We start from the raw sequence: 10,111 nt of genomic DNA on the forward strand, positions 1-10,111 counted from the left end.
AAGGGTTATAGGATGGAAAAGTTTCAAGAGAGTATGTACAAGCTAATCGTTGAGACGTCAACAAAATTGCCGAAAGATGTACGACGTGCCATCGCTAAGGCGAAGATGCGTGAAAATGCTGGAACGAGGGCGGCGATGTCGCTTGCTACGATCGTACAAAACATTCAAATGGCAGATGAAAATGTATCGCCAATTTGCCAAGATACGGGGTTGCCGACATTTAAAATTAAAGTCCCTGTAGGCGTCAATCAAATGGAGATGAAAGAAGCGATTCGTCGAGCGATCGCTCAAGCAACGAAAGACGGCAAATTGCGTCCAAACTCCGTTGATTCGCTAACAGGCGAAAATAGCGGTGATAATTTAGGGATCGGACTGCCTGTTGTGAAATTTGAGCAATGGGAAAAAGATTATATTGATGTTCGTTTAATTTTAAAAGGTGGCGGCTGTGAAAATAAAAACATTCAATATAGCTTGCCATGTGAATTAGAAGGACTCGGTCGTGCAGGTCGCGATTTAGATGGCATTCGCAAATGTATTTTACATGCGGTATATCAAGCACAAGGACAAGGATGTAGCGCTGGATTTATTGGCGTCGGCATTGGTGGTGACCGCTCCGCTGGATACGACTTGGCGAAGGAACAACTATTCCGTTCTGTTGACGACGTCAACCCGAACGAAGACTTGCGCAAATTAGAAGAATACATTATGGAAGCAGCGAATAAACTCGGGATCGGCACGATGGGCTTTGGTGGTGAAACGACGTTGCTCGGCTGTAAAATCGGTGTCATGCACCGCATCCCCGCAAGCTTTTTCGTTTCTGTCGCATACAACTGTTGGGCGTTTCGTCGCTTAGGCGTTATCATTGATCCGCATACAGGGGACATTCAACAATGGCTGTATCAAGAAGGAGAAGCTGTTGATTTCAAACAAGAAGAAGAAGAAAAAGTGACGAGCGAAGCGCGCGAAGTTGTTCTTGAAGCGCCAATTACAGAAGAACAAATTCGCTCATTAAAAGTCGGCGATGTCGTTCGCATTAACGGCATGATTTACACAGGACGAGATGCGATTCATAAACATTTAATGGATCATGATTCCCCTGTTGATTTAAACGGTCAAATCATTTATCACTGTGGGCCGGTGATGTTAAAAGATGAAAATGGAAAATGGCACGTGAAAGCAGCTGGTCCAACGACGAGCATTCGCGAAGAGCCTTATCAAGGGGAAATTATGAAAAAATTCGGCATTCGTGCTGTCATTGGAAAAGGTGGCATGGGAGCTAAAACGTTAGCGGCATTAAAGGAACACGGCGGCGTGTATTTAAACGCCATCGGTGGTGCCGCGCAATATTATGCGGACTGTATCCAGTCGGTCGAAGGTGTTGACTTTTTAGAGTTTGGTATTCCAGAAGCGATGTGGCATTTGCGTGTAAAAGATTTTACAGCGGTCGTCACGATGGATTCACACGGCAACAGCTTGCACGAAGACGTCGAAAAATCATCGCTTGAAAAATTGGCTCAATTTAAAGAGCGCGTATTTTAACGAAAAAATCCGTCTAGCGAGCAGCTAGGCGGATTTTTTATGTCCGATTTTGCACAACCTATCATGGAAAGGAATAGGGAGGTGCAAGAAGTGAGAAAAATGTTTATGTTGTTTTTCTTCCTTTTATGTTTGCCGCTTAATGAAGCAGAGGCGATGTCATGGGGATTGAAGCGGAGTGAAAATCATATTCCCCCTTCTGCTGGGAAACAGTTAGATGAACTACTCGCCAAATACGATGCTTTTTATTTAGGCGATCCGACGAAAAAACATATTTACTTAACGTTTGATAACGGATATGAAAATGGCTATACCGCGCAAATTTTAGACGTGCTTAAAGAAAAAAACGTTCCTGCGACGTTTTTTGTAACTGGTCATTATTTACAATCGGCCCCCGACTTAGTACAACGAATGGTGAATGAAGGACATATTGTCGGTAACCATTCATGGCATCATCCGGATTTAACGACGGTCAGCGATGAGAAGTTACGTGAGGAGCTAGAGATGGTCAGAAAGAAAACAGAACTGTTGACGGGTCAGAAGCATATGCGCTACATGCGTCCTCCACGCGGCATTTTTGATGAGCGCACGATGCGTATTGCGCGCGAACTTGGCTATTATCATGTCTTTTGGTCGTTAGCGTTCGTCGATTGGCACGTTCACGATCAAAAAGGATGGACATACGCTTACAATCACGTCATGAAACAAATTCATCCCGGTGCCATTATATTGCTGCATACAGTATCCAAAGACAATGCCGATGCGCTTGCGAAAATTATTGACGATTTACGAAAAGAAGGATATGTTTTTAAAAGCTTAGACGATTTCATGTTGCAAAAAATCAATGTTCCTACTTGGATTTTTTCCCTTTGACGATGTGCAAAGGGATTTGTTTTGATACAATGGGAAAGGGGAGAGATGGTAATGATTCATGTTCAGCCTCCATACGATTTTACGCGAGTATGCGAACGGCTTGCAAACGATCCGCTTATACGTATTCATCATAACGAAATCACCGTTCCGTTGTATGTGAACGAAAAGCCGCTTCTTGCGTGCGTGAAAAGCGTTGGAACAAAAGAGAAACCTGCGTTTGTCGTGTCGTGTGACGAAGAACAGCATAAAGAAGAAGTGATCGCGCGTCTTTCGCGCATTTTTCATTGGGACAGGCCGCTTGCTTTCATTCACCATCATTTTATACAAACAAACTTGCGCGACGTATTTATCGCTCATGAAGGAACGCCGCTCGTATTAGAATTTGATTTATATTTTTGTTTAATGAAATGCATTATTCACCAACAAATTCATATGAAAGTGGCTCATCGGCTAACGGAACGTTTTGTCCATACATTTGGTGAGCGTCTCGGGGATGTATACATTTATCCGCGGCCTGAGCGCGTCGCCAATGCTTCATATGATGAATTGCGGGCTTTGTCGCTAAGTGAGCGAAAAGCGCAATATATTGTTGATATTTCACGGCTTATCGTAGAAGGAAAGTTGCGCTTAGAAGAGATGCATTCGCTTTCTGACGAGGAAGTGGCGAAACAGCTTCTTTCGATCCGTGGCATCGGTCCGTGGACGGTGCAAAATTTTTTAATGTTTGGTCTGGGGCGTCCAAATGTATTCCCGAAAGGAGACGTCGGTTTGCAACGGGCGATTGAACGAACATTTCAGCTCGATCATCGCTCGACGATGAAAGAAATGGACGCATTTCAACGAATGTGGGAACCATATGCAAGCTATGCCGCTTTGTATTTGTGGAGAAGTATAGAGTAGGAGAGAAAACGATGCTACAACAAGGACAGCAATTTCCATTAACGATTAAACGATTAGGCATTAACGGAGAAGGGGTCGGCTATTTTAAAAAACAAGTGGTGTTCGTTCCAGGAGCGCTTCCAGGAGAAGAAGTCGTCGTTCAAGCGACGAATGTGTACCCAACATATACAGAAGGAAAAATGGTGCGCATACGAAAACGCTCCCCTCATCGTGTTAAGCCGCCTTGTCCAGTATATGAACGGTGCGGTGGATGTCAACTGCAACATCTTGACTATCACGCGCAATTAGAGGCAAAACGAGATATCGTCATTCAAGCACTGGAACGCCATAGCCGATTAAATATAGAAGCACTTCATATTCGTCCGACGATCGGAATGGAAGACCCGTGGCATTATCGCAATAAAAGCCAATTTCAAGTCGGAGTGAAAAAAGGGCGTGTCATCGCTGGACTTTACAGCATGAACTCGCACGAGCTCGTTGACATTGACCGCTGCTTGATTCAACATGACGCGACTAATCGCGTCACAACGGTCGTGAAAGCGATTTTACAAGATTTGCGCATTCCGGTTTATCACGAACGAAAGAAAACGGGTGTTGTGCGCACGATTGTCGCCCGAGTCGGATTTTACACTGGCGATGTACAGCTTGTCATCGTGACAGCGACGAAAGAACTGCCGCGCAAACAGCTATTTGTAGCGGAAGTAAAACGTCGCCTGCCGGAAGTAAAATCGATCGCCCAAAACGTGAACGGTCAAAAAACGTCGCTTATTTTTGGCGATGAAACGATCGTTCTCGCAGGTGAACCGTACATTCAAGAAGTGCTCGGCGACTTATCTTTTGAGCTATCGGCTCGCGCCTTTTTCCAGCTTAATCCGATTCAAACGATCAAGCTATACGACGAAGTAAAAAAAGCAGCAGCACTAACGAAAAACGAACGCGTCGTCGACGCATATTGTGGCGTCGGCACAATCGGGCTTTGGCTCGCTCGCGAGGCAAAAGAAGTGCGCGGCATGGATACGATCCCCGAAGCGATTGACGATGCGCGCCAAAATGCCGAACGTCACGGCTTCACCAACGTCACTTATGCGGTTGGAAAAGCGGAAGTATTGTTGCCAACATGGGTGAAAGAAGGGTGGAAGCCAGACGTCATCGTTGTCGACCCTCCACGAACGGGCTGCGACAACGCCTTGTTAAAAACAATTTTACAAGTGAAACCAAAAACGGTCGTGTACGTTTCCTGTAACCCATCCAGCCTCGCACGCGACATCGACACCCTTGCAAAGCACTATCACATCGAATACATTCAACCGTTCGACCTTTTTCCACATACGGCGCATGTCGAGAGTGTCGCGAAGTTGGTGAGGAAGTAATGAAAACAGACATAGGCGAATACATAGTAGGTGGGTATTTAAAAGTCATCAAACAATGTGACTTTGTCGATTATAACGTTCGTATGCCAGGCGGCGGGCTAAAAGGATTGAGTGAACTCGATGTTGTCGGATTAGATTTTAAAACAAAAACAGCGTATTTATGTGAAGTGACGACACACATACGTGGGTTGCTTTATGGCAATAATCAAACGACCGTTGAAAAGATAAAGCAAAAACACGAAGTGCAAAAAGAATACGCCGAATTATTATTAAAAGACTTTCCTAATCGTATTTACATGTTTTGGTCACCTTATGTGCCAGAGGGATATATCACTACAGAGTTGGGAAAGATCGAGACGCTTCAATTAGTGATTAATAAAGATTATACTCACTGTATTGAAGAAATGAGAAAATTCGCAGCGAAAAATACAAATGACTTAGGGAATCCATTTTTAAGGGTGCTGCAAATTCTCGAACATTTAAGATAAAGAAAAATTTGCTTTATTGGCAAACAGTGCCTGTCACTGTTCTCCTGGGCTATAACTTGTTATCGCATTTAAAACAGAAGGGGGGCTAATATAACTCTATTTTCTTATGTACAAAAAAACTTAGTATTGCAGTAGAAAACGATGGACGGCTTTTTTGATGTTTTTGTAAAATAGAGTACAAATATTTCGATGATGTATAAAATTTTGTGTAAAGCATTTTGCTAGAACAAAAGAAAAAAGGTAGGGTATTCTCTGATTGGACCAAAAATCTTAGAGAAAGGAGAACCCTACCTATGTCTAAAAGTGTACCGAATGTAGACTGGGCAAATCAACTGGAAAGTGTCGTTCGTCAGTTTGTGAAGGAAAAATTAGAGCTGACTATGCGAGAAGAAATCAAACATTTCCTCGAAATCGAACAGGCGGACACATCCAATATGAGAAACGGCTACTATCAACGAAATCTAGATACACAATATGGCCGGATTGAAGGGTTTTTGGCGCCAAGAGACCGAAACGGAGAATTTCAAACGCAGTTGTTTGCCCCTTATCAACGCCACACCGGCTGGCTGGAGGAAGCCTTTAAGGCAGTTTATCCGAAAGCCGATGTGCAGCGCTATGTCGTGCACAAAGTCCCCAACACCCTCAGCCGTGTTCGGAAAAAGGATCAATTGGAAGTGACAGAAGATCTCAAACTGATTTATCGTGCACCGAATAAGGAGATGGCGTTACAGATGTTTCAACAGTTTGAATCGAAATGGTCGAGCAAGTACCCAAGAGAAGTGCAATCTTGGGCCAATGAGTTGGATGTTCTCCTTACATTTATGGATGATCCAAGCCGTATTCGAAATGTGATTTATACGACGAATGCCATTGAACGAACGATCAAGGAGATTCGGAAACGTCTCAAGCCGATGAACTTGAGTAGTTTAGAAGCAGCTGAAAAAGTCGTGTATTTGACCATCCAAGATTTTAATGAGAAATGGGCAGGACGAAAGTTACGAGGATTTGCCGAAGCTCATGAAGCCCTTCAACGAATGTTTGAAGAACGCTACAATTAATCAAATAATGTAAATATATGAGATAAGGGGATTCTCTCTTCCCCCATAGGAGACTGAATATTCAGTCTCTTGTGGGGAGGAAATCGGTTCCCTATCCATTCCAAATCCATTTCAGAGATACCCTATCCATCTTGCATTACACAAAATTCTTGACGGTACCCTTATTTTATTAGAATTATGTTTAATCCATAAAATAGAAATAAGATTACAGAAAAACGAATGTTTGGAAGGTATAATACGTAGCCGATCAATTTAAGTCATAAAGGAAGAATTTGTTCAAATTAAACTAAGAGTTTGGCAAATACTTAATATGATTTTTATTACGAGCAGGAAAATATCATAATGGCATATTCTTCTGATAAATTACTAAGTGAAAATTCCTATTCCTTTTTTGAATAAAATGGTATCATTTCCTACAAATTTACCGCTTTATTTTCAGGTTAGACTATAATTCGACATTTTTCTACAAATGACACATTGTAAAATAATATATTAGTATTTTATAATTAATCATTCGAGAGAATATGCAATATTTTCTAGAATTTTTGTACTTCAAGCAACAATTGTTTAGGGGGATTTTTTGTGGATTTATTTAGCTATTTGCCATCTGAAAAGTTTACAAATATTATCAATGAATATGCTGGTACCTATGTAAGTCCCAACATTCTAAAACAGCAGATTCAAAAATATCTAAAAGAAATCGAGAAGGAAACGTTACAAAACGAATTTATTAACCTTCCTTTAGCAAAAAAAATTGCAAGTGTTTGTCTTTTGTTATTGGATGTTTATGACCAGTATAATGAGGAAGAGAAAAAGTTTATTAATGCTACCATTAATTATTTTCTGCATTCTCATGATGATGAGGAAGATTTGTATTCACCTTTAGGATTTGATGATGATGCAGAAATATTAAATGAGTGTTTACGTCTATTGAAAAAGGAAGATTTAACTATAGAGATTGAGTGAGGATGATAGAATGACTGTTCAACAAGTTGGCAGAACAAAAATGATTGCACCAGGAGCTCGAGTAGAAATTCGTGGTGAAGAATGGATTGTAAAAAATGTAAAACCTGTTAAAAATGGATTTAGTTATAAAGTAGTGGGAGTTTCTGAACTTGTACGTAATCATGAAGCTATTTTCTTAAGCACACTAGATAATATTATAGAGATTAGACCAGAGGATACACAGTTTGTACTGGATGAAAGTCCGCAATATAGAAAAAGTCGATTGTACATTGAGGCGCTGCTTAGAAAGACAGCTCCAATTGACAATAAAATCTATATTGGACATAAAGGAGCATTTAATTTAGCGGAATATCAGCTTAAGCCTACTTATTTAGCACTTACCAACCTTCGCCCTCGGATACTAATTGCAGATGCAGTTGGTTTAGGTAAGACAATTGAAGCTGGGATTCTTTTATCGGAACTTATAAAACGGGGGCGTGGAGATCGAATTCTTGTTGTTACGATGAAGTCAATGTTGAGCCAATTTCAACAGGAGATGTGGACTCGCTTTACAATTCCTTTAGTGAGGTTAGACTCCGTAGGAATTCAGAAAGTGCGTTCTAAAATTCCAAGCAATAAAAATCCATTTAATTACTTTAATCGTGTGATTATCTCAGTAGATACCTTAAAAAATGACAGTCAATATCGTACATACCTTGAGCAGTGTCACTGGGATGTAATTGTAATTGATGAATGTCATAACGTGGCGAATGCACATACACAACGTAATCGTTTAGCAAGTCTATTAGCGAGAACATGTGATTCCTTAATTCTTCTTTCAGCAACGCCGCATAATGGTAAACCTGAAAGTTTTGCACAGCTGATTAATATGCTAGAACCTACTGCAATTGCTGATGAATCTAACTATACACATGAGGAAATACAAGGTTTGTTCACTCGTCGATTTAAAAAGGATATTGAAAATGAGGTAAGTTCGGAATTTAGAGAGCGTGATTCCCAAAAAAGAGAAGTGTCTGCATCGCCACAAGAAGAAAAATTCCTACAATTCTTACATTCACTTAGATTCAATACATTGGATGGAAAGACATCAAAACAACTATCATTACCAGGACTATCACAAATTCGAGGCACGAAAGATACGTTGTTTAAAAATACACTGTTTAAAGCATTTTTATCTAGTCCTGCAGCGTGTTTGCATACTGTGCAGCAGCGTATTAAACGTATTGAACAACGTATTCAGGATGAACCAGCTACCGAAGAAGTATTAGGTAGTGATTTGAAGAAGCTAAGAGAGGCGGAATCTTTATTATTAAATATTTCTGACGATGCTTTTAGTAAATATCGCTATCTAAAACAATTATTAACGGAAGAACTGAAATGGACAGGTAAGAAAGATTCTCCACGCGTTCTTATTTTTTCAGAGCGTATTCAAACCTTACAATATCTTTCGGAAAGACTACAGAAAGATTTCGGGGTAGATGAAAAAATTGTAAAAGTATTTCATGCAGGCATGTCTGATATAGAACAACAAGAGATTGTTGAGGATTTTGGAAAAGAAGATTCATCAGTCCGTATCTTATTAGCATCTGATGTTGCATCAGAAGGGGTAAACTTACATTATTTCTGTAACCATCTAATTCATTTTGATATTCCTTGGTCGCTTATTACATTAGAACAACGTAATGGTCGTATTGATCGTTATGGTCAAAAGCATACACCTCACATTTATTATTTGATTACAAAATCACACGATGATGAGATTAAAGGTGACTTACGTATCATTGAAAAGTTAATTGAAAAAGAAGAAGAAGCTTATAAAAACTTAGGCGATCCAGCAACAATTCTTAAACTCTATGACCCAGAAAAAGAAGCAGAATATATTGAACATAAGTTAGCAGAAGGAACAGATGTAGATGCCATGTTCGGACTTTCCGATGACCCGATGGCTATTTTGGGTGCGTTAGATCAACTCTTACAGCAAGGTGAAGAGCAGAATATTGAAACATACCCAAAAGCAGAGGCATACCAATGGATGGATGACTGTACATTCTTCAAGCAAAGTTTAGATATGTTAACGGAAGAAAATCCGTCTCATAAGGAACAAGTGGAATTTTTAACAGATAATCAATCAGTCATCTGGTTTCCTCCGGAGGACGTACAACAAATTCTAGATTTTATGCCAAAAGAGGCAATACCGAATAAAAAAGAGTTCCATCTAACAACAAACCGTGATGAAGTACAAAAGGCAATTGTAGAAGCAAGGAAAAAGCAAGGGCAATGGCCTGCAAAACAATTATTATGGGAACAACATCCTCTCTTTAACTGGTTAATTGAACGAGTTATTGTAAAATTTGATAAAAATGAAGCACCGCTTATTGTTGTACCACATTTAAATGAACGTGTTGTTTTCTTTATACAGGGGATATTGTTCAATAAACGTGCTCAGCCGGTTATTTCCCAATGGTTTGGGGTGGAAGTAAGCGGAAATGAGCAATACACGATTCATTCTTTTGATACTTTAAAACAACTAATTTTCTCACAAGGGGAGTTATATAATCCTGGAAAATCAGATGTGAATATCGAATTAATCCATAAGCAAAAATTATTTGCGTTGGAAACCGCAAAGAAATATCTACAACAGTTAAGAAGTGAAAGAAAAGATGAGCTCTTCTCTCATCTTCGTGCAGACCAGAAAAAGTTAAAGGATTGGAGAGATAAAAAGTTAAAGTTACTTGAGGAACAAGAACGGCAAAAAAAGCTTCCTAATGGTACATTACCAAAACATATCGCTTCGAGAATCGAGTATGAACGTAAGAGTGTTAATGATCTATATAAACAAAGGCTTGATTGGATTACACAAACAATGACTACAGATCATGATCCATTCTTACGCATTGCAGCGGTATTTGTCGGAAAGTAA

General features: G+C 40.1%; 8 protein-coding genes. All 8 read left to right on the forward strand.

The window, feature by feature from the left end; genetic code table 11:
- The first annotated feature begins 12 nt into the window (after positions 1 to 12).
- The 8 genes from ACPF7I_RS01830 to ACPF7I_RS01865 all read left to right on the forward strand — a co-directional run bounded on the left by ACPF7I_RS01830 (position 13) and on the right by ACPF7I_RS01865 (position 10,111).
- Complete coding sequence (locus tag ACPF7I_RS01830) at positions 13 to 1,539, forward strand: fumarate hydratase (RefSeq protein ID WP_430745168.1); 1,527 nt, start codon at positions 13 to 15, stop codon at positions 1,537 to 1,539.
- A gap of 99 nt (positions 1,540 to 1,638) precedes the next feature.
- The gene (gene pdaA, locus ACPF7I_RS01835; RefSeq protein WP_430746003.1) at positions 1,639 to 2,409 is read left to right on the forward strand and encodes a delta-lactam-biosynthetic de-N-acetylase; all 771 of its coding nucleotides are present in this window, start codon (positions 1,639 to 1,641) and stop codon (positions 2,407 to 2,409) included.
- Between the two features lie 51 nt (positions 2,410 to 2,460).
- On the forward strand, positions 2,461 to 3,309 hold the full coding sequence (locus ACPF7I_RS01840; protein ID WP_430745166.1) for a DNA-3-methyladenine glycosylase family protein: 849 nt from the start codon (positions 2,461 to 2,463) through the stop codon (positions 3,307 to 3,309).
- 11 nt (positions 3,310 to 3,320) lie between these two features.
- Positions 3,321 to 4,679, forward strand: coding sequence for a 23S rRNA (uracil(1939)-C(5))-methyltransferase RlmD (gene rlmD, locus ACPF7I_RS01845; protein ID WP_430745164.1), 1,359 nt, complete (start codon positions 3,321 to 3,323; stop codon positions 4,677 to 4,679).
- Positions 4,679 to 5,167, forward strand: coding sequence for a hypothetical protein (locus ACPF7I_RS01850; protein ID WP_163151121.1), 489 nt, complete (start codon positions 4,679 to 4,681; stop codon positions 5,165 to 5,167). The genes rlmD and ACPF7I_RS01850 overlap by 1 nt, the downstream gene beginning before the upstream one ends.
- 293 nt (positions 5,168 to 5,460) lie before the next feature.
- A complete protein-coding gene (locus tag ACPF7I_RS01855) occupies positions 5,461 to 6,225 on the forward strand; it encodes a transposase (protein WP_430745162.1) in 765 nt (254 codons plus the stop codon).
- Positions 6,226 to 6,807: 582 nt separating this feature from the next.
- A complete protein-coding gene (locus tag ACPF7I_RS01860) occupies positions 6,808 to 7,191 on the forward strand; it encodes a hypothetical protein (protein ID WP_430745161.1) in 384 nt (127 codons plus the stop codon).
- Between the two features lie 10 nt (positions 7,192 to 7,201).
- Positions 7,202 to 10,111, forward strand: a complete 2,910-nt coding sequence (locus ACPF7I_RS01865) for a helicase-related protein (protein ID WP_430745160.1) — start codon at positions 7,202 to 7,204, stop codon at positions 10,109 to 10,111.

Origin of the sequence: Anoxybacillus dikiliensis (genome assembly GCF_050613275.1) — a bacterium.
Lineage (GTDB): Bacteria > Bacillota > Bacilli > Bacillales > Anoxybacillaceae > Anoxybacillus.

Coding starts and splice junctions, on each gene's coding strand:
- rlmD (WP_430745164.1), top strand. CDS start 3,321: ATGCTACAACAAGGACAGCAATTTCCATTAACGATTAAACGATTAGGC.
- ACPF7I_RS01865 (WP_430745160.1), top strand. CDS start 7,202: ATGACTGTTCAACAAGTTGGCAGAACAAAAATGATTGCACCAGGAGCT.
- ACPF7I_RS01830 (WP_430745168.1), top strand. CDS start 13: ATGGAAAAGTTTCAAGAGAGTATGTACAAGCTAATCGTTGAGACGTCA.
- ACPF7I_RS01840 (WP_430745166.1), top strand. CDS start 2,461: ATGATTCATGTTCAGCCTCCATACGATTTTACGCGAGTATGCGAACGG.
- ACPF7I_RS01855 (WP_430745162.1), top strand. CDS start 5,461: ATGTCTAAAAGTGTACCGAATGTAGACTGGGCAAATCAACTGGAAAGT.
- ACPF7I_RS01850 (WP_163151121.1), top strand. CDS start 4,679: ATGAAAACAGACATAGGCGAATACATAGTAGGTGGGTATTTAAAAGTC.
- pdaA (WP_430746003.1), top strand. CDS start 1,639: ATGTTTATGTTGTTTTTCTTCCTTTTATGTTTGCCGCTTAATGAAGCA.